24 protein-coding genes are annotated in these 25705 nt (G+C 52.5%); 10 read left to right on the plus strand and 14 right to left on the minus strand.

Annotated features, from left to right (window positions below; genetic code table 11):
- Positions 1–26 precede the first annotated feature (26 nt).
- The 5 genes from GQ51_RS11690 (at position 27) to GQ51_RS11710 (ending at position 2805) form a co-directional block, all read left to right on the plus strand.
- A complete protein-coding gene (locus GQ51_RS11690; RefSeq protein WP_047553243.1) occupies positions 27–440 on the plus strand; it encodes a rhodanese-like domain-containing protein in 414 nt (137 codons plus the stop codon).
- Positions 441–442: 2 nt separating this feature from the next.
- The gene (grxC, locus tag GQ51_RS11695) at positions 443–697 is read left to right on the plus strand and encodes a glutaredoxin 3 (protein ID WP_047553245.1); all 255 of its coding nucleotides are present in this window, start codon (positions 443–445) and stop codon (positions 695–697) included.
- A 106-nt stretch (positions 698–803) separates the two neighbouring features.
- Positions 804–1271 carry a protein-export chaperone SecB gene (gene secB, locus GQ51_RS11700; protein WP_047553247.1) on the plus strand — a complete coding sequence of 156 codons (468 nt, stop codon included), beginning with the start codon at positions 804–806 and terminating at the stop codon, positions 1269–1271.
- 65 nt (positions 1272–1336) lie between these two features.
- Positions 1337–1750 carry an SH3 domain-containing protein gene (locus GQ51_RS11705; protein ID WP_235276220.1) on the plus strand — a complete coding sequence of 138 codons (414 nt, stop codon included), beginning with the start codon at positions 1337–1339 and terminating at the stop codon, positions 1748–1750.
- Positions 1751–1764: 14 nt separating this feature from the next.
- Entirely contained in the window at positions 1765–2805 is a 1041-nt protein-coding gene (locus GQ51_RS11710; protein WP_052177828.1) for an NAD(P)H-dependent glycerol-3-phosphate dehydrogenase, read from the plus strand.
- Between the two features lie 190 nt (positions 2806–2995).
- Here the strand turns inward: GQ51_RS11710 and GQ51_RS11715 are convergent, their stop codons facing one another.
- The 3 genes from GQ51_RS11715 to GQ51_RS11725 form a co-directional block, all read right to left on the minus strand.
- The gene (locus tag GQ51_RS11715) at positions 2996–3358 is read right to left on the minus strand and encodes an endonuclease domain-containing protein (RefSeq protein WP_047553252.1); all 363 of its coding nucleotides are present in this window, start codon (positions 3356–3358) and stop codon (positions 2996–2998) included.
- A 186-nt stretch (positions 3359–3544) separates the two neighbouring features.
- Positions 3545–4009, minus strand: a complete 465-nt coding sequence (gene trmL / locus GQ51_RS11720) for a tRNA (uridine(34)/cytosine(34)/5-carboxymethylaminomethyluridine(34)-2'-O)-methyltransferase TrmL (protein WP_047553255.1) — start codon at positions 4007–4009, stop codon at positions 3545–3547.
- Between the two features lie 19 nt (positions 4010–4028).
- A complete protein-coding gene (locus GQ51_RS11725; protein ID WP_047553258.1) occupies positions 4029–4706 on the minus strand; it encodes a ComF family protein in 678 nt (225 codons plus the stop codon).
- Between the two features lie 117 nt (positions 4707–4823).
- Between GQ51_RS11725 and bioB the strand changes: the two genes are divergently transcribed.
- The 5 genes from bioB to bioD all read left to right on the plus strand — a co-directional run bounded on the left by bioB (position 4824) and on the right by bioD (position 9468).
- Positions 4824–5855, plus strand: a complete 1032-nt coding sequence (gene bioB, locus GQ51_RS11730) for a biotin synthase BioB (protein ID WP_081987150.1) — start codon at positions 4824–4826, stop codon at positions 5853–5855.
- Positions 5856–5923: 68 nt separating this feature from the next.
- Positions 5924–7081, plus strand: coding sequence for an 8-amino-7-oxononanoate synthase (gene bioF, locus GQ51_RS11735; RefSeq protein ID WP_047553261.1), 1158 nt, complete (start codon positions 5924–5926; stop codon positions 7079–7081).
- Entirely contained in the window at positions 7078–7893 is an 816-nt protein-coding gene (gene bioH, locus GQ51_RS11740) for a pimeloyl-ACP methyl ester esterase BioH (protein ID WP_047553264.1), read from the plus strand. The genes bioF and bioH overlap by 4 nt, the downstream gene beginning before the upstream one ends.
- A 2-nt stretch (positions 7894–7895) precedes the next feature.
- Entirely contained in the window at positions 7896–8798 is a 903-nt protein-coding gene (gene bioC, locus GQ51_RS11745; protein ID WP_047553268.1) for a malonyl-ACP O-methyltransferase BioC, read from the plus strand.
- 7 nt (positions 8799–8805) lie between these two features.
- Complete coding sequence (gene bioD / locus GQ51_RS11750; RefSeq protein WP_047553271.1) at positions 8806–9468, plus strand: dethiobiotin synthase; 663 nt, start codon at positions 8806–8808, stop codon at positions 9466–9468.
- Positions 9469–10258: 790 nt separating this feature from the next.
- Here bioD and GQ51_RS11755 read toward each other — a convergent pair.
- The 11 genes from GQ51_RS11755 to lptD form a co-directional block, all read right to left on the minus strand.
- Positions 10259–11824 carry a M48 family metalloprotease gene (locus GQ51_RS11755; protein ID WP_047553274.1) on the minus strand — a complete coding sequence of 522 codons (1566 nt, stop codon included), beginning with the start codon at positions 11822–11824 and terminating at the stop codon, positions 10259–10261.
- 60 nt (positions 11825–11884) lie between these two features.
- Entirely contained in the window at positions 11885–12568 is a 684-nt protein-coding gene (gene nadD, locus GQ51_RS11760) for a nicotinate-nucleotide adenylyltransferase (protein WP_081987151.1), read from the minus strand.
- Between the two features lie 16 nt (positions 12569–12584).
- Entirely contained in the window at positions 12585–13859 is a 1275-nt protein-coding gene (locus tag GQ51_RS11765; protein WP_268746846.1) for a glutamate-5-semialdehyde dehydrogenase, read from the minus strand.
- A gap of 219 nt (positions 13860–14078) precedes the next feature.
- A complete protein-coding gene (holA, locus tag GQ51_RS11770; protein WP_047553280.1) occupies positions 14079–15092 on the minus strand; it encodes a DNA polymerase III subunit delta in 1014 nt (337 codons plus the stop codon).
- A gap of 5 nt (positions 15093–15097) precedes the next feature.
- A complete protein-coding gene (locus GQ51_RS11775) occupies positions 15098–15625 on the minus strand; it encodes an LPS-assembly lipoprotein LptE (protein ID WP_052177829.1) in 528 nt (175 codons plus the stop codon).
- 3 nt (positions 15626–15628) lie between these two features.
- Complete coding sequence (gene leuS, locus GQ51_RS11780; protein WP_047553283.1) at positions 15629–18070, minus strand: leucine--tRNA ligase; 2442 nt, start codon at positions 18068–18070, stop codon at positions 15629–15631.
- Positions 18071–18548: 478 nt separating this feature from the next.
- Entirely contained in the window at positions 18549–19202 is a 654-nt protein-coding gene (gene adk / locus GQ51_RS11785; protein WP_047553285.1) for an adenylate kinase, read from the minus strand.
- Between the two features lie 185 nt (positions 19203–19387).
- Positions 19388–20164, minus strand: a complete 777-nt coding sequence (gene rsmA / locus GQ51_RS11790; RefSeq protein WP_047553289.1) for a 16S rRNA (adenine(1518)-N(6)/adenine(1519)-N(6))-dimethyltransferase RsmA — start codon at positions 20162–20164, stop codon at positions 19388–19390.
- A gap of 135 nt (positions 20165–20299) precedes the next feature.
- On the minus strand, positions 20300–21307 hold the full coding sequence (gene pdxA / locus GQ51_RS11795; RefSeq protein WP_047553292.1) for a 4-hydroxythreonine-4-phosphate dehydrogenase PdxA: 1008 nt from the start codon (positions 21305–21307) through the stop codon (positions 20300–20302).
- Between the two features lie 80 nt (positions 21308–21387).
- The gene (locus tag GQ51_RS11800) at positions 21388–22689 is read right to left on the minus strand and encodes a peptidylprolyl isomerase (RefSeq protein WP_047553294.1); all 1302 of its coding nucleotides are present in this window, start codon (positions 22687–22689) and stop codon (positions 21388–21390) included.
- Between the two features lie 2 nt (positions 22690–22691).
- Positions 22692–25520, minus strand: coding sequence for an LPS assembly protein LptD (lptD, locus tag GQ51_RS11805; protein WP_081987152.1), 2829 nt, complete (start codon positions 25518–25520; stop codon positions 22692–22694).
- Positions 25521–25705 lie beyond the last annotated feature (185 nt).

Here is a 25705-nt window from a genome sequence, read left to right on the forward strand (position 1 = left end):
GTGATTCAAATATTGAAAGGTGTTAAGTGGAATTTTTTAAAGAAAATGTTTTATTGATCGGTCTGGCTCTGGGCTCTGGCATGATGCTGTTGCTGCCGTCATTCAAAAAAGGCGCAGGCGGGGCGCTGAACCTGAGCACGGCTGAAGCGATCAACCTGATTAACCGTAACCACGCACTGGTGCTCGACGTGCGCAATGATGCCGAATTTGCAAGCGGGCATATTGTAGACGCCAAGCACATTCCCTTGGATAAACTCGCAGAACGCCTGACAGAGTTAAATAAATATAAAGACAAACCGATACTGGTGAATTGCCAGCGTGGTGCGCGCTCAGCCAAAGCCTGCGAGATCCTGCGCAAAGCCGAATTTAAGCAGGTGAATAACCTGCAAGGCGGCCTGGATGCATGGCTTACGGCCAAGTTACCTGTGGTAAAGACGTAATCATGGCCAATATTCTCATGTATACCTCGGCAGTATGCCCTTACTGCATGAATGCAGAACGTTTGCTGGCCAGTAAAGGCGTCAGGGAGATCAATAAGGTGCGCGTAGACCTGGAGCCTGAAAAGCGCAGTGAAATGATGGAGAGGACCGGACGCCGTACCGTGCCGCAGATTTTCATTGATGATCGCCATATCGGCGGCTTTGATGATTTGCGTGCGCTGGATCTGGCGGGCGGGCTGGATCCGCTGTTGGCTTAATGCAGCCAAGTCAAGGACTGCTGAGTAAAGTCTGCTAAAATAGCGGCTGATTTTTTGGCGGTTTACTCATTAACCTATTCAATTAACATTTTTTAAGTAGAAAATCATGGCACAAGAAGATAACAACGCAGCACAGGAACAAGCACAGCAACCAGGTTTCAGTATCGAGAAGATTTACGTTAAGGATGTTTCTTTAGAGATTCCTCACGCGCCACAAATTTTCACGGATCGCACTCAACCTCAGGTCAGCATTGAACTGGGCAATTTCGCACAGCAAATCGAAGAAAATGTATTCGAAGTTGCAATCAAAGTGACTGTGACTTCAAAAATCGCCGATAAAACGGTATTTCTGGTAGAAGTGACACAAGCAGGTATTTTCCAGATCAGCAATGTGCCGGCGGAAAATATTGAATTGATCGTTGGCATCACCTGCCCGAATATCCTGTTCCCATATGCACGTGAAAGCGTATCCGACCTGATCGTGCGCGCAGGCTTCCAGCCGGTGCTGCTGAACCCGATCAATTTTGAAGCGTTATTTGCCCAGCAAAAACAGCAACAGGCTGCGCAGGCTTAAGCAGTTCGGCACTCCGGATCATGTTTCATTTTGGCGCAAGATCTATAACCGTACTCATCACTCTGATGCTGACGCCCTTGCTGGCGGAGGCATTGGAGTTTAAATCAGTCGCGGTGCCCAAAGCCGTACTCTACGATGCGCCTTCAGCTTCGGCAAAGAAAATCCTGCTACTTAGCCAGAACTATCCTGTTGAAGTTATCGTAAATCTCGGTGAATGGCTGAAAGTGCGTGATGCACAGGGCGCTATCAGCTGGGTAGAGGCCAAGCAGTTGTCCGACAGGCGAACTGTGATGGTGATCACCGCCAATGCTGAAATAAGGTCGGGTGCCGATGTTGCATCGAATTTACTTGCTACCGTAGACAAAGATGTCGTGCTGGAAATCGCCGACACCAAGCTTACTAATGGCTGGCTTAAAATTAAGCATCGTGATGGTATTACGGGGTTTGTTTTAATATCCTCGGTATGGGGATTTAATTAGATGGGCGCTTCTAGATGGTAACTGATTCAAAGGTTAAAACTCAGGCGGGTTTAAAAACTACGGATGCAAAAATTGCGGTACTCGGTGCCGGTGCCTGGGGTACGGCGCTCGCAATGAACCTGAGTCAGCGTCACCGTGTATCGCTATGGGCGCGTAATGCCGGCCATGTGTCCGGTATGCGCAAGGCGCGGGCAAACCCTTTATACCTCGGTGATTTTAAATTCAATGATCAGCTGTCGGTTGAAGATGATTTGCAGGCGGCGCTGGATGGTGCGGATCTGATCTTGTCCGTAGTGCCTACCGCGGGCTTTCGCGGCATCTTGAAAGACATCACGGCGCTGGGCTCTGACTTGCCGATTATCTGGGCACACAAAGGCCTGGAACCCGGTTCTGCCAAGCTGCCATATGAGGTGGCGCTGGAAGAGCTGGGCAGCACGCAGCGGTGGGGGGCGTTATCTGGTCCCAGTTTCGCCGCTGAGCTGGTGCGCGGCTTGCCGACTGCAGTCACGCTGGCGGCCAATAATCAGGAATTCTCCAATGAAGCTGCACAGCTGATTCACGGCGCCAACCTGCGTGTTTATAACACGACCGATGTTGTTGGCGTATCGGTAGGCGGTGCAGTTAAGAATGTGATGGCGATTGCCGCCGGTATTTCCGATGGCATGGGCTTCGGCAACAATGCGCGCGCTGCCATGATTACACGGGGGCTGGCTGAAATGACGCGCTTCGGTGTGGCTTTGGGTGCGTCTGCCGAAACGTTCATGGGGCTGGCAGGGGTTGGTGACCTGATACTGACCTGTACCGGCCAGTATTCAAGAAACCGTGAAGTCGGTTTGCAGCTTGCCAGCGGCAAAAGCCTGGCTGATATCCTGCAAGGCCTGGGACATGTGGCAGAAGGCGTGAACACCGCGCGGGAAGTCATGCGCCGTGCAGAAAGCCTTGGTGTGGATATGCCGATCACTTTTGAGGTGAATCAGGCATTGACGCATGGCAAGAGTGCGCAGGATGCTGTGATGGATCTGCTGGGGCGAGACCAAAAGCCTGAGGGTGTTTGATTTGATTGTATGACTCCAATTTGTTTCACGCCTAAATCCCCCTCACTCCCCCTTTTATAAAGGGGGAAGTCTTTTTGGGTGGTAGTCTAGCTTTGCTTAATTACTTTGATAATTTTGTAAATCTGTCAAAAACAGAATTAGTGGCGAGAGATAGTCTTCCCCCTTTGTAAAAAGGGGGAGTGAGGGGGATTTAAGATTTTCTCTTACCCGCCACCTCATTGATCACCTCCAACACCGCCGGCATTTCCAGTAGCACTTGTCGGTTATCAAACCTAAGCACCTGTAAGCCTGCATTTGCTAAATCAATATCTCGCTTTTGGTCATTAACTAAATGCGTAGTTTCAAAGTGCTGGCTTCCATCCAGCTCAATCACCAGCTTTACCGCAGGGCAGTAAAAATCCACGATATAAGACAGTAAAGGCTTTTGACGGTAGAACTGCAAGCCTTGAATTTGTTTGCGGCGGAGTCGGTGCCAGAGTGCCTGCTCAGCATCTGTCATGTTGAATCTGAGGGTGCGGGATAAGGGTTTAAGCTGTTGCTTGTAATGTTCCAATTTTTAAACGCCCTGTAAATTTCAAATCCCCCTCAATCCCCCTTTTGCAAAGGGGGAGGCGGTGTATTGATGAGCTTATTGTCAATGTAATTAAAATTGCTGATTTGCAATTTGAGAAAAATCAACTCCCTTTGAATTTTAATGCTTCCCCCTTTGCAAAAGGGGGATTGAGGGGGATTTAAACAATTAACCTCCGCCCTCAAACCCAATCTGCCGCCAGGCTTCGTACAACAGGATCGCGGCAGAATTCGATAAGTTCAGGCTGCGGCTATCTGGCAGCATAGGCAGCCTTACCCTATGTTCAGGGCTGAATTCAGCGCGTATATCTTCCGGCAGGCCGCGTGTTTCCGGGCCAAACACAAACACATCACCTTTTTCGAACTTGATATCTGCATGGCAGGTGCTGCCTTTGGTCGTGAGCGCAAACATGCGTCTGCCAGCCAATGCGGTTTTGCAGGCCTGCCAGTTTTCATGCACCTGCAGGCTGGCATATTCGTGATAATCCAGGCCTGCGCGTTTGAGCTGTTTGTCTTCCAGCGTAAAGCCCAGCGGCTTTACCAGATGCAGGTTTGCGCCGGTATTGGCGCACAGGCGGATGATGTTGCCGGTGTTGGGCGGGATTTCGGGTTCAAATAAAACGATAGTAAACATAGCGTCATGCGTCTTTAAATTAGTATTGCTTCGGTAAAGTCCTTGCAATCACCCAGCATTCTACATGCGCGGCGCCTGCTTGTTTAAGGGTTTTGGCTAATTCATTCAAGCTGGCGCCGCTGGTCATTACGTCGTCCACCAGTGCGATATTCAGTCCGTGCAGGTTTTTTTCACAGTTAAATACGCCGCGTATGTTCTTAATCCTGTCTTTTAATGGCAGGCTGGCTTGCGGTGGGGTCAGCTTGCTGCGCTGACATGCCTGGTAGTCCAGTGCTGTTCTGGTTTTTTTGCTGATGACTTTCGCAATTTCCAGGGCTTGGTTAAAGCCGCGCTGTTTCAGGCGCGTGGCATGCATGGGCATGGGAATGATCAAGTCGATGGCTGACTGGGGATGCATTTTATTCACCCACAATTCCGCAAAAGTGTTGGCCAGGTGCAGAGATTCTCTGTATTTATAGTGTTGTAATAATCTATCCAGCGGATAATCGTAGGTAAGCAGTGCGTGTGTGGCGTCAAAATGCGGCGGTGCGTTCAGGCAGTTGCCGCATAACAAACCGTTCGACAGCATCGCGCACTGAGGGCAGTGCGCGCCGGTATGCCAGGGCATGTCATTCAGGCAGCCATGGCAAATGCCGATACTGCCGCCGTTGTGGCTGGCACACAAAATACAGCTTTGTTTTAACAGTAAATCGAGCATGGTTGCTTAAATTTTAATCTATTGTTTAAAGTTTGCAGGCCTTTTTGTGGACAAGGTATAATCGCGTTTATTCAATACCTGATTAAATCTAGCGCAAGCTAATCAAAGGATAACACCATGCTCGAATCCGCAGCCAATTCAACCGCAGCTACCGAAGCTGTCATCAATACCGATAGCCTTAAAGCAAACCTGAATAAATCGTGTGATACCAATACAGTCAATCGCTGGAGTGTGGCTGATATTGTCGCATTATTTGAATTGCCTTTCAGCGATTTGATGTATCAGGCGCAAACCGTGCACCGCGAAAATTTTAACCCGAACGCGGTGCAGGTAAGCACCTTGCTTTCAATCAAGACCGGCGGCTGTTCGGAAGACTGCGGCTACTGCCCGCAGGCGGCGCGCTATCATACCGATGTTGAAAATGAGCCGTTGATGGCGCTGGATGATGTAGTGGCCGCGGCTAAAGAAGCCAAGGATAATGGTGCCAGCCGTTTCTGCATGGGCGCTGCCTGGCGTGGCCCTAAACAGCGCGATCTGGAGCCAGTGCTGAAAATGATTGCGGAAGTAAAAGCGCTGGGTCTGGAAACCTGCGCTACTCTGGGCATGCTGAAAGACGGGCAGGCTGAGCAGTTAAAAGAAGCTGGCTTGGACTATTACAACCATAATCTGGATACCGCGCCTGAATTTTATGGCGATGTGATTACCACTCGCACCTATCAGGACAGGCTGGATACCCTGGACCGCGTGCGTAGCCAGAACATCCACGTGTGCAGCGGCGGCATCATCGGCATGGGTGAAACCCGTGCGCAGCGTGCCGGCTTGCTGGCGCAGCTCGCCAACATGGAACAGCCGCCCGAGAGCGTGCCGATCAACTTGTTAACGCAAGTTGAAGGCACGCCTTTGCATGGTACTGAAGAACTGGACCATCTTGAATTCGTGCGCACGATTGCCGCAGCGCGGATTACCATGCCAACGAGTTATGTGCGCTTGTCTGCCGGCCGCCAAAGCATGAGCGAAGGCACGCAGGCCATGTGTTTCCTTGCCGGTGCCAACAGTATTTTTTACGGTGAAAAACTGCTTACTACCGGTAATCCGGAAGCGGATACCGACAAGAAGCTGTTTGCTAAATTGGGCATCAACAAAGTTTAAGAGGTAATTATTTATTGAGTGTCACTCCGTTTTACAACGGAATGACAGGATGAAAATTAAAGTTATCAATGTTAAACAGTCTAAAACTAGAACTTGAGCAGCGCAAAGCCAATGGCTTGCTGCGCCAGCGCCGCCTTCTGGATTCGCCGCAGGCCGAGCATATTGTCGCCAACCAGAAACCCTACCTGTCATTTTGCAGCAATGATTACCTGGGGCTGGCGAACCGCCCTGAATTGATTGCGGTAATGCAGAAGGCAGCGGGTGATTCCGGTGTCGGCAGCGGAGCTTCCAATCTGATTACCGGGCACCACCGTTATCATGATACGCTGGAAAAACAGCTGGCCAGTTTTGTAGAGATGCCGGCGGCTTTGCTGTTTTCCACCGGCTACATGGCGAACATCGGCGTGCTGGGTGCCCTGACAGGACGTGGCGATGCCATATTTGCCGATAAACTGAACCATGCCTGCCTGAATGACGGCGGCTATTTTTCCTACGCGGATTTTCACCGTTACCCGCATAACGATGTGGCCGCACTGGAAAAACTGCTTAAAGCCAGCACCGCTAAACACAAGCTGATTGCGGCCGATGCGGTATTCAGCATGGATGGCGACATTGCGCCCATTCCTGAATATCTGGCGCTGTGCGAAAAATATGATGCCTACCTGTATCTGGATGACGCACATGGCTTTGGTGTGCTGGGTGCGCATGGGCAGGGCAGCCTGAACCACTTCAATATCAAGTCGCCGCGCATTATTGTCATGGCGACATTAGGCAAGGCTGCCGGGGTGGCCGGTGCGTTTGTTGCCGGTGAGCAGGTGGTGATTGATTACCTGATACAGAAAGCCAAGAGCTATGTGTATTCAACACCTGCACCACCGGCGCTGTCGGCAACGCTGTCAGCTTCAGTACACTTGATTGAGCAGGGCGATGACCTGCGTGCCAACCTGTTTGCCTTGATTGCATACCTGAAAGCAAACCTGAAGCTTAAAAAATGGAAGCTGCTGGAATCAGACACCGCGATTCAGCCACTGGTCATCGGCGGCAATGAGGAGTCGCTGGCTGTCAGCGAGTACCTGCAGGCGCAGGGTATCCTGGTGCCGGCGATACGTCCGCCTACCGTGCCGGCCGGTACGGCAAGGCTGCGGATTTCATTATCGGCCGCCCATACCCTGGATGACGTTAAACAGCTGGTTGCGGCCATTCATCAGGCAGAAAGCGTATTATGAGCGTCACTCCCAATCATGTGCATATAGAAACCATAGGCGCCGGGCCCAATCTGGTGATGATTCACGGCTGGGGCATGAGTGGCGCGGTATGGCAGCCCCTGGTGAAGAAGCTCAGCAGGTTATTCACTTTGCACCTGGTTGATTTGCCCGGCATGGGCTTCAGCCGGCCAATTGAGCCGTTCCATCTGCATGCCGTCGCTGAAAAGGTGGCCGAGACGCTGCCGGCCGATGCTGATGTACTGGGCTGGTCACTGGGCGGGCAGGTAGCGATGCGCATCGCCCTGGACTATCCTGACCTGGTACGCAGGCTGGTGCTGGTGGGCGCGACGCCATGTTTCGTGAACAAAAGTTTTGATGCGGACAGCGCCGAGTACCACACGACCTGGGAAGCTGGCATAGACCCGGAAGTGTTCAGCAACTTTGCGGACAGCGTGAATGAAGACTACCACAAGACCATGACGCAGTTCCTGACCTTGCAGTGCATGGGCGCCAGCGATGCGCGCAGCACCGTGAAAATGCTGCGCAACAAATTCGCTGAACGTCCTGCGCCTTCATCGCAGGTTTTATTCCGGGCGCTGGATATATTGCTGGACACGGATCTGCGCGCCGAAGTCGGGCTGTTGCGAAAACCAACTTTGCTGATTCACGGTGATCGCGACACCTTGGCACCGGTGCAGGCCGCGCACTGGATGATGAAAACTTTACCGTTTGGTTTTTTACGTGTCATGGCGGGTGCCTCACATGCCCCGTTTTTATCGCATCAGGAGCATTTTATTGATGCTGTGGTGCAGTTTTTAGAGCCGCAGGCATAGTGATGATAGACCATTACCATATTGATAAAGCACGCGCGCGCCGCTCTTTTGGCCGCGCCGCAGAAACCTACGATGCCGCGGCCATTTTGCAAAAGCTGGTGCGCGAAGAAATGCTGAGCCGTCTGGATTTGGTGAAGCTGGAACCGCAGGTCATTCTGGATGCCGGTTGCGGCACCGGCCTTGCCAGCCATGCGTTACAGAAGCGCTATGCGAAATCGCAAGTGGTATCGCTGGATTTTGCCTACCCCATGCTGCAGAAAACACGCGCGACACGTACCCAGGCTGGTCTTGCTTCCCAGCTGAAATCCTTGTTCGGCGGTGCAAAGCAGAACTTGTTATGTGCCGATATCGAATCTTTGCCCCTGGCCAGCGACAGCACAGGGCTGGTTTGGTCTAACCTTGCGATTCAGTGGTGCAATGACCTGGACGCCGCACTGACAGAATTCCATCGCGTATTGCAGCCTGAAAGCCTGTTGATGTTCAGCACCTTCGGCCCGGATACTTTGCGTGAACTCAGAACCGCAACCGATGAAGCCAGCGGTAATAATTATACCAGCGTGAGCCGGTTTATTGACATGCATGACATTGGCGATGCCTTGGTGCGGGCAGGTTTCAGTGCCCCGGTGCTGGATGTGGAGCGCTTTACGCTGACGTATGACGACGTGAAAAGCGTGATGCGCGACCTGAAAAGCATAGGTGCACACAATGCAACCGATGGCCGCGCCCGCGGCCTGATGGGCAAAGCCTACTTTGCCAGGCTGGAGCAATGCTACGAGCAGTTCAGGCAAGACGGTAAACTGCCAGCCACCTTTGAGGTGGTCTACGCCCATGCCTGGCGCGGCAAAGACAAGCCGGTGCTGGAAAACGGCATGGCGCCGATCAGCTTCAAACCCAGAAACAAATAATCCTAAAATGCAGCAAGCCTATTTTGTCACCGGCACCGACACCAATGTAGGCAAAACCTATATTTCCCAGGCTTTGATCCGGCATTTTGTGCATGCCGGCAATAAGACGGCAGGCATGAAGCCGATTGCTTCCGGCTGCGAAATCAGCCGGCACGGCATCTGGCAGGGGCAGCTGGTGAACGAAGATGCGCTGGCTTTGTATGAAGCTGGCAATGTAAAACCAGCCCTTGACCTGATGAATCCATACCGCTTTTCTCCTGCGATTGCACCGCATATTGCAGCGCAGCAAGCCGGGGTGCAGATCGATATTGATGTCATCAGCAGCGCTTACCGGCAGTTGGCAGCAATCGCGGATGTGGTGGTGGTGGAAGGTGCGGGTGGTTTTTTTGTTCCGCTGAATGATTCGGAAACCATCGCAGATTTGGCGGTTAAACTCAATTTGCCGCTTGTGTTGGTAGTGGGCATGCGTTTAGGCTGCATCAACCACGCACTGCTGACGGTTGAAGCGATCAAGGCGCGAGGATTGAAACTGGCAGGGTGGGTGGCTAATCATATAGACCCGGAGATGCCGATGTTTGAAGAAAATTTAGCTAGTTTGCAGCAGAGGATTGATGCACCGTGTTTGAGTGTGGTGAGTTGGCAGGGCGATGCTAAGGATTTTAATTTTTAACTTTTTATATAAGCATCTTTCCAGAGAGTCTTTATTACTCACGAGCCTCCCCCTTTTACAAAGGGGGATTGAGGGGGATTTTTCAGTTTAACCTCGTCGGTCTCGCCCGACAGTCGAGTTTCTTTCTTTTGCTTAGCCAAAAGAAAGAAACCAAAGAAAAGGCTACCCTCTACCGCTCTTTCTTGCGTTGCTCACCTTAATGGGCGGCAATCGGAGACCGCAATGGTCTTCCCCAACATCACGAATTGCTAAAACAATTGTTCTGTTGTGAAAACTCGCCCAATCAATACATTTGGGCTCAAACAGCCGATTGCCGAAATCTCCCATTAAGCCTGCGCTACTCAGCGCGGTAGAATGGGTCAAGGTTAGCGCAACCATTTCTGCGTTAAATAATTTTTATGTAATTTGTTGCTAAATATATAGGTTTTTTAATAACCAAACTCACATGATACAGATGGAATCCACTGCTGACGCGCCTCAATTTTGAATGAGTCTTGAGAGTTTTCGGCAGGCGGCTGTTTGAGCCAGCACTTGGCTTCCCCGTGGAATATATGTGCTAAAGCACATTATGCACATGTGAAGTGTAAGCGCGTTTCCGGCTGCCGCTCAAGATTGGTTCAAAATTGAGGATGAAGCGGCAGGTGGTAGCCTTCTTTTTGGATACTTTTGGCGCCAAGGTCGCGACGAAGGAGCGGGTACTTGGCGGACATGCCCTGAACGGGTATGGCTACGCAAGAAAAAGTAGCTCGCCAGCCGGGCGAGACCGGCAACTAACTTAGAAAAGTTAAGCTTACTGCGCCAACTCAGCCGATTCCACCACGACTTTATACAGTCCGACTTCTTTGGCATTGTTCACCCGTGCGCCAACCGCCACCTGGTTACGCTTGCCTGCCGCTACGCCGTTGATGGTCAACAGTCCGCTTTGCCCTACTGCCCGGCCGGTGTTGGCATCATATTTGACCATTCTCACGACTACACGGTTAATTGCTACCGGCGTGCCGTTCTGCACCACTGCAAATAAATTACCGGCATTGTCAGCTTGCGCTGCGGATTGTATATATTTAGCCGGATTACGCGGCAGGTCTATTTTAACGGCGCGTGCGATGGCGTCTTTGCCTATGTCGGAATTGGAACCGGCGGCCACCTGGTAATGCTGCAATGCGCCATTGATGTCACCACGCTCTTCGGCGAGCTGCCCCAGCATGGCATGCCCGGGTGCTGTCGGCAGCAGTTCATTGGCACGCTTCAGGAATGGTTCGGCTTCGGCTTTCTTGCCCATGTTGAACAGTGCAATGCCGCTTTGAATGTGCGGTTTGAAATAGTCGGGCTGCATCTTGATGGCTTTGTCGTAAAACGCCAGGGCTTCCTGCGGTTTTTTCTGGGTCAGGGCAATGTCGCCCAGCAGTTCCTGAAAGCGCGCTTCGCGCGGTTCAATGGCAATCGCCTGGTTGGCCAGTGTCCTGGCTTTGTCGATATTTTTTTCATTGAGTGCTTTCACCGCTTCGTCATAGGCTTTGTAGGCGCCTTGCGTGGCCCTGAGCTTTGCAGTTTTCTGCGCATAGATGTCCTTGCCCAGTTCGCCGCCGGCACCTATCTGTGCCAGCGTGGCTTTGTTGGCGGCTACCCGGTCAGGTGAAGGCGGGTGGCTAGCGAACAGGCCCTCGATGAAATTGCTCTTTCTGCCTTCGCTCAATCGCACGAAGGTTTCCTGCAAGGTGACTGCGGCGGCAGGGTTGTAACCGGCCTTTTTCATATACTGCATGCCGTAAAGGTCAGACTCGCTTTCGGCATCACGGCCGTACTTGCTGCTGATGAGCTGGCCGCCGACCTGTGCGCCGCCTACGATCAGGTTTGCGAAGTCGGTATTCTGCGCACCGATGCCGACGGCAATCATAGCGCCTTGCATGAGCATGCCGCGTTCCATGCCTTTTGCGCCATGGCGGGCTGCAGCATGCACCATTTCATGACCCATGACCGCTGCCAGCTCGGCTTCGCTGTTCAGTTCGTACAGCAGGCCGCGATTAAAGGCGATTTTGCCGCCCGGCATGGCCCATGCATTGGGCACGGAGTCGTTAATGATCTTGTATTCATAAGGCAGTTTACGGTCAGAAACGGCAGCCAGTTTATCGCCTACACTTTGCACATAGGCCGTCAGTTCAGGGTCCAGCACATAGTCGCCACCCTGCGATTGACGGGTAGGGGAATAGTTCTGGGTGCCGAGCGCGATTTCCTGCGATTCTGACACCAGCTGGAACTCATGTTTCTTGGTAACCGGATTGACGCCGCAGTTGCTGACCGTGAGTGTCAGGGCCAGTAGCGATAAAGTCGATATATAGTGTGGCAGCTTGCGTTTCATGATGGCTAACTCGTCATTTCTTTTAAAAGTAGCGTAGATAAAGTCCGGATCATCGGTGGGTCATTGGTAAAGCTGATGTTGGCGGATGTAATCAAACACACTGTCCGGCATCAGGTAGCGCACCGAATCGCCATGCTTGAGTGCATGGCGAATGGCCGTCGATGAAATATCCAGTGCCGTGATCTGGCGCATGGTGACCAGCCCTGATGGCTGCTGATGCAGGTCATCGCTGTTTTCGGTGTAGTGGTTGTGCAGGAATATTTCCAGCGGTTTTGACAGCTGGTGTTCATGGCCGCGCACTTGCGGCCGTTGTACCAGCGCAATATGGCAATGCTGGATGATTTCCTGCCAGCGGTGCCAGGTGTCAAATTTTGTGAAGGCATCACTGCCCATGAAGAGCGTGATGCTGGCTTGCTGGCCTAATTCTTCACGCAGGCTGAGCAGGGTGTCTACAGTGTAGGAAGCGCCAGCCCGGTGCAGCTCGCGGCCATCAAAAACGAACGTGCCGTTGCCGGCAATTGCGAGTTTTACCATGGCAGCACGCTGGTCAGCGCTGATCGCGGGAGCATCCTTGTGCGGCGGGTTGGCTGCCGGTATGAAGCGCACCGTGTCCAGGTTTAGTGCGTCAGCAAGCTCCTGCGCCATGCGCAGGTGCCCGAAGTGGACAGGGTTGAACGTGCCGCCGAGAATGCCGATAACCGGCGTTCCGCTTGTTCTGGCGCTAGGGTCTGGTGCAGCGTTCAACGTGCCGTACTTTCGTTTATGCGCGAACCTGACCGTCGCCCAGCACTACATATTTCAGCGAGGTCAGGCCTTCAAGGCCTACCGGGCCGCGTGCGTGCAGTTTGTCGGTCGAGATGCCGATTTCTGCGCCAAAACCATATTCAAAGCCATCGGCAAAGCGGGTGGAGGCATTGACCATAACGCTGCTGGAATCGACTTCGCGCAGGAATTTTTTGGCTTTGGTGTAGTTTTCGGTCACAATCGCTTCAGTGTGCTGCGATGAATGTTCGTTGATATGCTCGATCGCTTCATCCAGGCCGCTCACGACCTTGCATGAAATGATCGCGTCCAGGTATTCGGTGTAATAATCTTCTTCAGTTGCAGGAATGGCCTGCTTCACCAGTTTGCAGGTTTCGGCGCAACCGCGGATCTCGATGCCGTGACTGATCAGCATGTCTGCCAGCTTAGGCAGCATGGCTGTGGCAACAGAACGTGCAACCAGCAATGATTCTGCCGTGTTGCAGGTGCCTAAACGCTGTGTTTTGCTGTTTTCCAGTATACGCAGCGCTTTGTCAAAATCCGCATCGTCATCCACATAAACATGGCAGTTGCCATCCAGGTGCTTGATCACCGGAATGCGCGCATCGTTGGAAATGCGCTCAATCAGGCCCTTGCCGCCGCGCGGCACGATCACATCCACGTATTGCTTCATGGTGATCAGTTCGCCTACTGCGGCGCGGTCCGTTGTTTCCACCACCTGTACCGCAGTGGTTGGCAGGCCTGCCGCTTCAAGGCCTTCGTGCACGAGTTTTGCCAATGCCTGATTGCAGTGGATGGCTTCAGAGCCGCCGCGCAGAATCGCGGCATTGCCTGACTTGATGCATAAGCCTGCGGCATCAACAGTCACGTTAGGGCGTGCCTCATAAATAATACCGATCACGCCGAGCGGTACGCGCATCTGCCCGATCTGGATACCGCTTGGGCGGTATTTGAAATGGCTCATTTCACCGATAGGGTCGGCCAGGCTGGCAATCTGCGTGAGGCCTTCTGCCATGCTGGTGATGGATTTTTCAGTGATGGTCAGGCGGTCTAGCATCGCGGCTTCAAGGCCGTTTGCGCGCGCAGCATCGAGATCGAGCTTGTTGGCTGCAAGCAAGGCCGCTTTTTCACGCAATATTGCCCTGGCAATGGCATTGAGCGCGATGTTTTTCTGGTTGGTATCGGCACTGGCCATCTGACGCGAGGCTTTGCGTGCTTCAATACCGATGTTTTGCATGTATTGTTGAATGTTCACAGGATTTACTGTCGCTATAAAAAACTAATTAGATGATTATACGCTTTTTGCAAATGGCATGAATTTCGTAAAGGGATTATTTTAGCCACAGATGAACACAGATAAACACAGATTACTTCTCAATTATTTGCATCAGATTTGGCTACAGAAATTACATCATTAATAACTATACTCATTAAATTAGTTTTTTTATCTGTGTGAATCTGTGTTCATCTGTGGCAGATATGGTTTTGTGAATCAGCGTCCTTTTACTTTCGCCAATCCAAAACATAACCTCGATATTTCCAGCCAGGCATCACCCGGCATTACGCCTTTGGCGGTACGGTCAATATCCGCCAGCTTTTGCAGCGCAGCTTCAAGCTGGCGCAAGCTTAAGCGTGAGAGTGCACGTTTTACCAGCGCCTGCCTGTCGCCGTAGATGCGGGCACTGGCCATGGCATTGCTGATATTCTCGCCGCGCATTTCGGCCTGCTTGATGCGTACCAGCGGCCGCAGTACCCACATCAGCGGGTTCATGACGGCTACCGCATTCTCGCCTTCATCCTGCAGCCCCTGCAAGATGCGTACGGTGCGCTCTGCATCGCCTTGCAACACGGCTTCGCCAAGCTGGAACGCATCATAGCGTGAGACATTCAGCACGGCTTCGCGTACCGTTTCATCCGAGAGTTCGCCTTGCGGGTAGAGCAGCCCCAGCTTTTGCACTTCCTGGTTGGCGGCAAGCAGGTTGCCTTCTACCTGATGCGCCAGGAATTCCAGCGTCTGTGAACCAGTGTGCTGTCCCTGCTGTGCGAGCCTGTTGGCAATCCACTTCGGAAGGCTGGCTGCATCAACTTCATTGAGCGTGATGGTCTGAGCATGTGTTTCCAGCGCATTGAACCACGCGCTGTTTTTGGCATCCCGTTCCAGGGCGGGCAGTATGATGACAAGCGTTGTGTCCGGTATGGCTTGCATAGCCAGCGCCTGCAGTGCTTTGCCGCCATCTATGCCGGGTTTTCCTGACGGAATGACGAGTTCCAGCAGGCGGCGGCTGGCAAACAGGGAGATGGATTGGCCGTAGTGCTGGAGTTGCTGCCAGTTGAAATTGCGTTCAGCGGTTAAGCTTGTGCGTTCGTCAAAGCCTTGGGCGCGCGCAGCAGCACGGATTGCATCCAGGCATTCGCGCTGTGCCAGCGGTTCGTCACCTACCAGAACATACAGCGCGCGCAGGCCTTGCTTGAGGTGCGATTCCAGTTGAGCCTGGGCTAAGCGCATAGGCGTTATTTCTGGTCGGCAGGCGGTTTGAACGCGGTCAGGCGGCGCAGCAGTTCGCGTACGGCATCATTGCGCATATCCGAGTTCAGCCTGGCTTCTTCTTCGGCTTTGCCGAGCAAAGCATCATCGCTATAAGAAAAGTCGCGGCGTCCGCGTATCGTCTGTACCGGCCCCCACGTCGGGCTGCTGGCGTAGCGCACCCTGAAGTTCAGCAGATAGATCAGCTCAAACTCACGCACCAGACCGCCGCCACTCAAGGACTGGATGCGTTTCTGGTTGCTTTCGCTCAGCAGTTCAAGCAGCAGTTCCGCATCGTCCGCTTTATCAACGACCTGAACGCCATTGGTTTTGAAAGAGCGTGCGAGATCCCTGGAAATACTCAGCTTGCCACCCTGGATATACAGGTTCTTGAACGAAAGGTCGGCGGCTCCCCTCAGCTGAAAACCGCAGGCGGCCAGCGCAAGCGCCAGTAACATGACTGCACCGGTTACAGTGATTCTGCGCAAGCTGCTCAGGGGGAGGGTGTTTTGCATGGTTTATCCTACTACAACGTTAATGAGTTTGTTTGGAACCACAACGATTTTACGCACAGACATGTTTTCTTCAATGTATTTTTGTACGCAAGGTTGCGCCAGAGCCAGCTTTTCAATGTTTTCCTTGGATTCTGATTTAGCAACACTGATGCTGCCGCGCAGTTTGCCATTGACCTGGATCACGTATTCGATGCTATCCTGCACCATGGCTGCCTGGTCAGCAGCAGGCCATGCGGCATCCAGAATATGTGAGTTCGGGCATAGCTCGCTCCATAGCGCCTGGCACACGTGCGGCACGATAGGCGACAGTAATAGCGCCACGTTCTGCAGCACTTCCTGCCGGACCTGGCGGGTGATTTCATCGGTGCCTTCGATTTTTGCCAGTGCGTTCATCAATTCCATCACGGATGAAATCGCCGTGTTGAAACTGTGGCGACGGCCGTAATCGTCGGCCACTTTTTCAATGGTTACATGCAACTGGCGGCGCAGGTTCTTAAGGTCAGCATTCAGTTCACCTGTGCTGTAAGCTGTGATGGTGCCTGATTCAATGTGATCGTATACCGCTTTCCACAAACGCTTCAGGAAGCGGTGCGCTCCTTCAACACCGCTGTCTGCCCATTCCAGGCTCTGCTCGGGCGGTGCCGCAAACATCATGAACAGGCGCGCTGTATCCGCACCGTAAGTATCAATCAGCTCCTGCGGGTCTACCGTGTTGCCTTTGGATTTACTCATCTTGGTGCCATCTTTCAGCACCATGCCCTGCGTCAGCAGGTTGGTGAATGGCTCATCGTTTTGCAGCAAGCCGGCATCACGCATCAGCTTGTTAAAGAAACGTGCATAAAGCAGATGCAGGATCGCATGTTCAATGCCGCCAATGTACTGGTCAACCGGCAGCCAGTAATTGGCGCGCTCGTCAGCCATGGCGGTTGTACTGTCAAAGCTGGCATAACGTGCGAAGTACCATGAAGATTCAAAGAACGTGTCCAGCGTATCGGTTTCGCGCGTCGCTTTGCCGCCGCAAGTCGGACAGCTGGTTTCATAGAAGCCAGGATCTTTTTTGATAGGTGAGCCTACGCCGTCCATCACTACATCTTCTGGCAACACCACTGGCAACTGTTCAGCTGGTACCGGCACTTCGCCGCAGCTCGGACAGTGGATAATAGGAATCGGGCAGCCCCAGTAGCGCTGGCGTGAAACACCCCAATCGCGCAGGCGGTATTGGGTGCGGCGCTTGCCCAGGTTTTTGGCTGACAAAGCTGCTGCAATCGCAGCGCTGGCAGCGTCAAAATCCAGGCCGTTAAATTCGCCTGAATCAAACAGCACGCCATGCTCCGTCATTGGCAGGGCATCAATGTCTGCATGTTTGATGACTGCTTTGATCGGCAGGCTGTATTTTCCGGCAAATTCAAAGTCGCGTTCGTCATGTGCCGGAACCGCCATCACGGCGCCTTCGCCGTAACTGGCCAGCACATAGTTGGCAACCCATACCGGCAATTGTTGGCCATTGAGCGGGTGTGTCACGAACAGGCCGGTAGGCATGCCTTTTTTCTCGGCGGTGGCAACGTCGGCTTCAGCTACGCTGCCGCGTTTGCATTCGGCAATAAACTCGGCCAATTCCGGGTTGTTCTCTGCGGCAAGCGTTGCCAGTGCATGTTCTGCTGCCACGGCCACATAAGTTGCACCCATCAAGGTATCTGGCCGTGTGGTGTAAACCTTGAGGTTGCCATCTTGGCCGACGATAGGGAACTCAACCTCGCAGCCGTAGCTTTTGCCGATCCAGTTGCGCTGCATGGTTTTAACCTGTTCAGGCCAGCCATCAAGCTTATCCAGGTCATTAAGCAGTTCTTCAGCATAAGCGGTAATTTTCATGAAGTACTGTGGAATGTCGCGTTTTTCAACCAGCGCACCACTGCGCCAGCCGCGGCCGTCAATCACCTGTTCGTTAGCCAGCACCGTGCCGTCAACCGGGTCCCAGTTCACGGTTGAGGTTTTTTTGTAGATGAGGCCTTTTTTGAACAGTTCGGTAAACAGCCATTGTTCCCATTTGTAGTATTCCGGCTTGCAGGTCGCGATTTCGCGCTGCCAGTCCACGCCCAGGCCTAACTGCTTGAGCTGGGTCTTCATGTGTTCGATGTTGCTGTAAGTCCAGGCGGCAGGGGCGGTGTTGTTTTTAATCGCAGCATTTTCAGCCGGCAGGCCGAACGCATCCCAGCCCATAGGCTGCATGACGTTAAAGCCTTTCATCTTGTGAAAGCGGCTCAGTACATCGCCAATCGTGTAGTTGCGCACGTGACCCATGTGCAGGCGGCCACTAGGATAGGGGAACATGGATAAGCAGTAGTATTTAGGCTTGTCGGATTGCTCTGATGCGGCGAAAGTTTGTTTATCTTCCCAATATTGCTGAGCGGATTGTTCGATTTCTTTGAATGGGTATTGCTGTTGCATGAGTGTGGCTTAATTAGATGGTTTTATGATTGTGTGATTATACCTTTGGCGGGTGAATAATGCGATTTCTCGTAATATCATTCCCGCGGAGGCGGGAATCTAGGTAAGGAGCATTATTAAAGTAGCTTGATTGGTGGAATGAAATGTTACTAGGTATGTTAAGTACGTCGGTCTCGCCCGACAGTCGAGTTTCTTTCTTTTGCTTAGCCAAAAGAAAGAAACCAAAGAAAAGGCTACCACCTCCCGCTTTAGTCCTCCATTTTAAATCAATCTTGAGCGGCAGTCAGAAACTCGCTAACGCTCAAACAGCTGACTACCGAATACCCTCAAGATTAATTTAAAATGGAGGCGCGGCAGAAGTGGTTAGGGGTGAGTGTTGGAAGTGAATGATTTTTGAACAACTGTGTGCTGGGTGAGGTAATGCTTCCCCCTTTGTAAAAGGGGGATTGAGGGGGATTTTGTAGCCCCCTTGTAGAGATTATTTCAATGCGGTGAAGATGCTGTCGCGAATCACGTTCATGTCGCCCAGACCATTCACAAACACATGTTTAGGTGCGCCTTGCTTGCCGCTGTTGGCCCAGTCTGTGTAGTATTGCACCAGCGGTTTGGTCTGGCTGTGGTAAACCTCCAGGCGTTTTTTAACGGTTTCTTCCTTGTCGTCTTCACGCTGCACCAGGTCTTCACCGGTCACGTCATCTTTACCGGCTGTTTTTGGCGGGTTGAATTTAACGTGGTAGGTACGGCCACTGGCAGGGTGTGAGCGGCGGCCGCTCATACGTTCTACAATCGCTTCATCCGGCACGTCGATTTCAACAACGTAATCAATGCCTACGCCGGCTTCTTTCATGGCCTCAGCCTGTGGAATCGTGCGCGGAAAGCCATCAAACAGGAAGCCGTTGGCGCAGTCAGCGTCTTTGATGCGCTCACTCACCAGGCCGATGATCACGGCATCCGGCACCAGGCCGCCGCTGTCCATGAATGATTTTGCTTCCAGCCCCAGTGGTGTGCCGGCTTTTACAGCGGCACGCAGCATATCGCCGGTGGAGATCTGCGGAATGTTGAATTTTTCTTTGATAAAAGTGGCCTGGGTGCCTTTGCCGGCACCCGGTGCGCCTAGAAGAATGATACGCATTGAAGTTTTCCTAAAGGTTAATGGTTAAATTTTCTGCAATTATACTGAAAATCTTATAAACCGCCGATGCACGCCGATAAACGCCGATATTCCTTTATAAAAATATTTTTAAATATATCTGCCACGGCAGATTGCAAAATTTTCGTCTTGAAATAGCACCAGTTTTTACTTGTTTTTATCGGCGGTTAAATTGTTTTTTCATTCATGTGGTTAGCAATCATTACAAAATCCGCCACATGCAGATTTTCTGCGCGCTGCTGCGAGTCTATATTCAGCGCGGTAAACCCTTCATCATCCAGCAAGCCTTTGAGCGTGTTGCGCAGGGTTTTGCGGCGCTGGCCAAAAGCGGCGGTCACGACTTTGGCAAACAGTGCTTCATCGTTGGCAACATAAGGCAGCACGGCATGAGGTACGCAGCGCACGAAAGCAGATTCGACTTTTGGCGCCGGGTCAAACGCCTCTGGCGGCACTGTAAACAAATACTCCATCTGCAGGCGATATTGCAGCATCACGCTGAGCCTGCCGTAAGCGGCTGTGGAAGGTTCTGCCACCATGCGCTCGACCACTTCTTTCTGCAGCATGAAGTGCATGTCGGTGATGTGTTTGACGTTATCCAGCAGGTGGAACAGGATAGGCGTTGAGATATTGTAGGGAAGATTACCCACCACTCTTAGATTTTCACCCAGTGAGCCAAAGTCAAATTTCAGCGCGTCGGAGTTGTGTATGGTGATACTGTTTTTTGCGTATTCTTTCTGCATCCAGGCAATGATGTCGCGGTCAACTTCCACCACATGCAGCATGTTCAGTTTTTGCAGCAGGGGCTTGGTGAGTGCACCCAGGCCCGGGCCGATTTCCACCATCAGGTCATCTGCCTTGGGTGAAATGGCATCTACCAGGCTATCGATCACACCCTGGTCAGTAAGGAAGTTTTGGCCGAAGCGTTTTTTTGCGATGTGTTTCATGAAAACACCTGAGTAGTCACAGATGAACACAGATGAACACGGATTGAGTTTGATAAATAATGAATGTTACTTCTAGAATGTAATGCTTGTGAGCTTAAGGTGGTAGGCATGGTTTTTATCAGTGTGTATCTGTGTTCATCTGTGGCAAATTTGATTTTTTGAAAGCTGAATCGCCAGATCAATCGCGGCAAGCATGCTGCCGATTTCGATGTTGCCGCTGCCGGCTAAATCCAGTGCCGTGCCATGGTCAACCGAGGTGCGGATGATGGGCAAGCCCAGTGTAACATTGACGCCTTCGCCAAAGCTGGCGTGTTTGAGCACCGGCAGGCCCTGGTCGTGGTACATCGCAAGCACCGCATCAGCCTTGCTTAAATGATGTTTCGCAAACAGGGTGTCGGCAGGCAGCGCGCCCACAAGGTTCATGCCTTCTGCGCGCAGCTTTTCCAACACCGGGTTGATGATTTCGATTTCTTCGCGTCCCAGGTAACCATCTTCGCCGGCATGCGGATTAAGGCCTGCCACCAGTATGCGCGGGTTTGCGATACCGAATTTTGTCACCAGGTCATGGTGCAGGATGCGGGTGGTGGTTTCCAGGCCGCTGCGGGTAATGGCTTGCGGCACATCCTTTAACGGCAGGTGCGTGGTAGCCAGCGCTACGCGCATGCCGCCGCCAACCAGCATCATGACGACCTGGGCGGTGTCGGTGAGCTCCGCCAGGTATTCGGTATGGCCGCTGAAAGGGATGCCGGCATCATTGATGACCCCTTTATGGACAGGTGCGGTGACCATGGCGTCAAAAAGGTTTGCCTGGCGATGGTCAGGCATGCAGCCCAGCGCTGCAATTTTCAGCGTATCCAATACATAGCCACTGTTTCTGGCGTCGAGGGTGCCGGCAATCGCCGTGTCATTCAGGGCTCGGTGCAGCACGGTCAGCGCGCCGTTGCCTGCGTGCGCCTGGTGTTCGTTTGCGGTAAACGGGATGATATTGATTGCCGTGCCGATTTGTTCAGCACGCGCCAGCAGCATCTCGCGATCTGCGATGATGACGATCTGTGCATCTAAAGCTTTGTGCGCGAGCATCACGCACAGGTCGGGACCTATGCCTGCGGGTTCGCCTGCGGTGATGACAATACGGGGTAGCATGTTGTTTATGAGGTCACGCGTAATTAAGTAACTGGGTGTAATTAAATAGGTGTAATTAATAACCGGATGCAGCCAATGGCTTAGAACTTGTCTTCAAGCCGGTATTCTACATAAGCGCGGTCACGTAATTCACGTATCCAGTCCTGATAGGCTTCATCTGCCTTGCGCGCGCGAATTTCCTGTCGTGCCTTGAGGCGCGCAGCTTCTTTGCTCATGTCCTGTTTGCGGCGTTCGAGCACCTGGATGATATGCCAGCCGAACGGGCTGCGTACCGGTTCGCTGATCTGGTTGTCTTTGAGTTCATTCATGGCTTTCTCAAACTGCGGAACGGTATCCCCAGGGTTCACCCAGCCAAGGTCGCCGCCATTGGATGCGGAACCGTCTTCAGAGAACTGGCGTGCGAGGACTTCGAATTTTTCGCCATTATCCAGGCGGTCTTTGATGCTATCCATTTTCTGCTTGCCATCTCTTTCGGACACGATTTCAGAAAGCTTGATCAGGATATGGCGTGCGTGCGTCTGCTCAATTACCAGCGGAGAGTTGCCGCCACGCTTGCTGATCAGTTTCAAAATATGGAAACCGTTCGGGCTGCGCAGGGCTGGCGAGATGTCACCGGCCTGCATATTCTTCAAGGCATCCAGGAACAGCGTCGGCAGCTGCGCGGCAGCTTTCCATCCCAGGCTGCCGCCTTCAAGCGCATTGGGCGCGTCAGAATAGCTTGCCGAAACCTTGGCAAAGCTGGCGCCATCCTGCAGCGCTTTGATCGCTTCTTCAATTTTGGCTTTGGCTTTCTGTATATCTTCGGTGGAGCCTTCTTCCGGCGTGCGGATCAGGATATGCGAGATTTCGAATTCATCGCGGTTTTCATTGCTGGAAGCCTGGGTTGTCAGGAAGTTATCGATTTCGGATTCGCTTACGTTCACGCGGCTCTCGACTTCGCGTTCGCGCAGGCGCGCGATGGTGATTTCATTACGGATGTCAGACCTGAATTTAGTCATGCTGATGCCATCGGCATTTAATGCATCGGCAAATTCCTTCATGCCCATTTTGTTCTGTTCCACGATCCGCTCTATGGTTTTATCAAGCTGGTTATCATCGACCTTAAGGCCGGTCTGTGCGGCATATTGCAATTGCAGCGCATCGGAAATCAAACGTTCCAGCACCTGTTTGCGCAGGATATTTTCCGGAGGCAGTTCCGCTCCCTGCTTTGTCAGCTGTGCAGTCAGTATGCGGATGCGGTTTTCCAGTTCCTGTTCTGTAATCACGGACTGATCGACGATGGCGACGATGCGGTCCATTTTCACGATTTCAGCCGCAGATGCGGAGAAATGGCTGATGCTCAGGATGCTGAATAATAGAATTTGAATGAATATACGCAACATGGTTACTCGTAATATGGTTGTTGATAGGTGTCAGGTATCAGCCCGGCGCTGACATAGCCTGGGATATTGCGCTGGATGACTTTGAGCGGGTTGGCGCCGATGGACGCAAGCCCGCCTAGCTCAAGCTGGAAAAATAAGGCATAGTTGGCTTCCGCGGTCGCGGTACTGACGCGCTGTATGACGCTGCGCGCCTGCCAGCATCCGGCATCATACTCCAGGCCGCCGATAGTTTCGATGATCCTGCTTTCCCTGAATGAATAGTTGGCGCGGCCGATGCCATACCAGCCCTTGCCTAACGGCCACTGTGCAGAAATGTCGCTTTGGTCTATGGAATCCTGCCGGTAGCTGTAGCTCAGGTTCAGCACTTTGCCCGGTTCCGGGTTGTATCGGCCTGAAATGGTGGAACGCACTGAATTCGAGTTGTCGGTATTGTATTGCCAGAATGCGTCGACTATCCAGCTGGTTCTAAGCTGGGCGCTAATGCCGGCGATGATGTCCGAGCTGTTGTTCTTGCGTGCCTCGACCCCGGGCAGCGTGACTTTCTGGTCTGCAAAATAATAACGCTGGCCGATAGAGGCTGACAGGCGCTGCGTGCCGGTGCTGCTTTCGATGAAGCGCGAGGTCAATGCAAAACTCAACTGGTTCGCATTGTTGATGCGGTCATTACCGACGAACTGGTTTTCGCTGAACAGGGAACTGAAGTTCAGGTCGGCCAGGCTGGAGTCGAAAATCGGGATGTTCGATTGGTCGCGTTCCGGAATGTAGACATAGAATAATCGTGGTTCCAATGTCTGCGAGTAGCCGCGGCTTGCGATCTTGAAATCGCGGTCGAAATACAGGCCGCTATCCAGGCTGAATATCGGCAGGGTGCGCTGGTAGCTGGACTGGTTGTTCGGGTCGTCATTCAGGCTGTAGCTGGTGTAATGGATACCAAGCTTGGGTGTTACGTAGCCATAGGTGCGGCTCATCGGGATGCTGATGCTGGGGTATATGGTCGAGCGTACGCCGGTGACGCGCGGCTGGCCTGTAATGCTGTTGAGTGGCGCGTTTTTGTTAATGTCGAATACCGATAATTGCGAGTACAGGTTGGCATTGACGTTGTCATAGTACTTGTTCCCGACCAGGGTCATCTGCGGCAGGCGCTCGTATGGATAGGCGTCTTGCTTGAGGGTCTGGAATTTTTGCGCGATTGCGTTGAACCGCCAGGTGTCATCCACGTAATCTACATTGAATTGTTGCGGCAGGTTGACCCGGCTGGTGGTGACAATGCGCGTGGACATTTCCGAAAAGTATTGGTCGTCCGATACTTTCTCCAGGCTGTAGCCTGCAGACCATCCATTTCCGAACTTGTGCTGGTGTTTCAGGTTTGCATAGTAGCGGGTTTCATTGCTGAGGCTGTCGGTAGGCAGGTACTCCAGATTGCTGATGCCGGCATAATTATCTTCCATGTACCGGAACTCGCCTTGCAGCTGCACGCCGCGTTTGCTTAATGCGCGCGCTGCAAGTGTCGCATCCATGTTAGGGGCGATATTCCAGTAATAAGGCACCAGCGCCTCAAAACCGCTGCGGCTGGTGCTGCCGATTGTCGGGGATAGAAAGCCGCTCTTGCGCTGGTCGTTGAATGAAAAGCTGATCCATGGCGTGTAGAGTAAAGGCACGCCTTTGAACTCGATGCGCGCGTTTTTCGCGCTGCCGGATTCGGTGTAATCGTTCAGCGAAATTTCGCTGGCCTTGATATACCAGTCATCCACCCCGGCGTCGCAAGTCGTGTAGCGGGCGCCCAGCAGCCGCTTTTTATCTTCGCCTTCGAACAGGACGGATTCGGCATCGCCCCGCGCTTTGCTTGAACGTATTGTCGTATTCAGGCTGATCGGGTTGTTGGATGCGTTGGTGCTGTAATCGCTTACAGGCAGGCCGGTGGCTGAAGTATAGGTATCGTCGCTGCCTATCTGCTGGCTCTGCAGGTCTCCCAGCCTCCGGGCAAAGGTCTCGGAGCTGACCGTGTTGCGTTTTTGCGCTACGGGTTTCGCGGGGGGGGTCATGCTGATCGAGGCGTTGTGCATTTCGCCTATGTTTTCGGATAGCTGCATACGCAATTCCGGGCCCACGATCTTGGTATTGTCGGATTGTATGCGTACATTGCCGACAGCGTGCAGTTCATCGTTGAGCATGTCATACTCAAGGCGGTCTGCAAAAATATCCTGCTTATTCTGATGGATGGAGGCATTGCCTAAAGCGCGCATTTTACGGTCTAGCTGCAGTTCCAGCTTTTCCCCATCAATGACGATGCTGCCGTCTGCTGCCACGTTTGCGTCGTCGGCCGGCTTGTCATCGCGTTTCACTGCGCGGTCCAGGTTGGCTGCGGCCAGTGCGCCGCCGGTTTTTTCCGGCGACACCTGTTTGTTTGCCAATGCTTTGCTGTCTTCTTTTTGCGCTGGTTTAGGGATAGGCTGGCCAGAAGGTGGTTCTGCTGTATTGGCTACGGCTGATTGACTGGCCGTCGGCGTATTGCTGTCTATCGGGATAATTGTCCCGCGCACGGATTTTAATTGCTCACCTTCAAAAACCAGAATGACAAGCCGCTGCTCTTTTACCTCGTTGCCTTCGCGTCTTTGGTAAATATAATCCCAGCGATTGCCATTCAGGTTTTCGTGAATCAGCGGTATGCCCAGGATGGCCTGCACCTGGGATTTCGTCATATCGGGACGCAGCTGCAGCAGCATTTTTGAGGTCACGACCTGGATCTGCGACTCATTCACTGCTGCATGGGAAATACTGCTGTGTGCCATCATAATAGCGGCAAGGCTGGCTATGAGACGGTTCTTCAGCATGAAATTACCATTGAAATAAGCACGGAATGTAGCAGTGAGGTTAAAGGCACGAGTATATAGGCAAACTGTTTTATTTTATCAGTGATAAAATCTCATAAATTGCACTTTTTGGCAATGAAAACTTGGCGGCAAGGCTGGCATATTTAATAGCTGTCTGGCTGCGCATCATCATTGATACAGTGAAA

The organism is Methylotenera sp. G11, assembly GCF_000799735.1.
In the GTDB taxonomy this organism is placed as follows: Bacteria; Pseudomonadota; Gammaproteobacteria; order Burkholderiales; family Methylophilaceae; genus Methylotenera.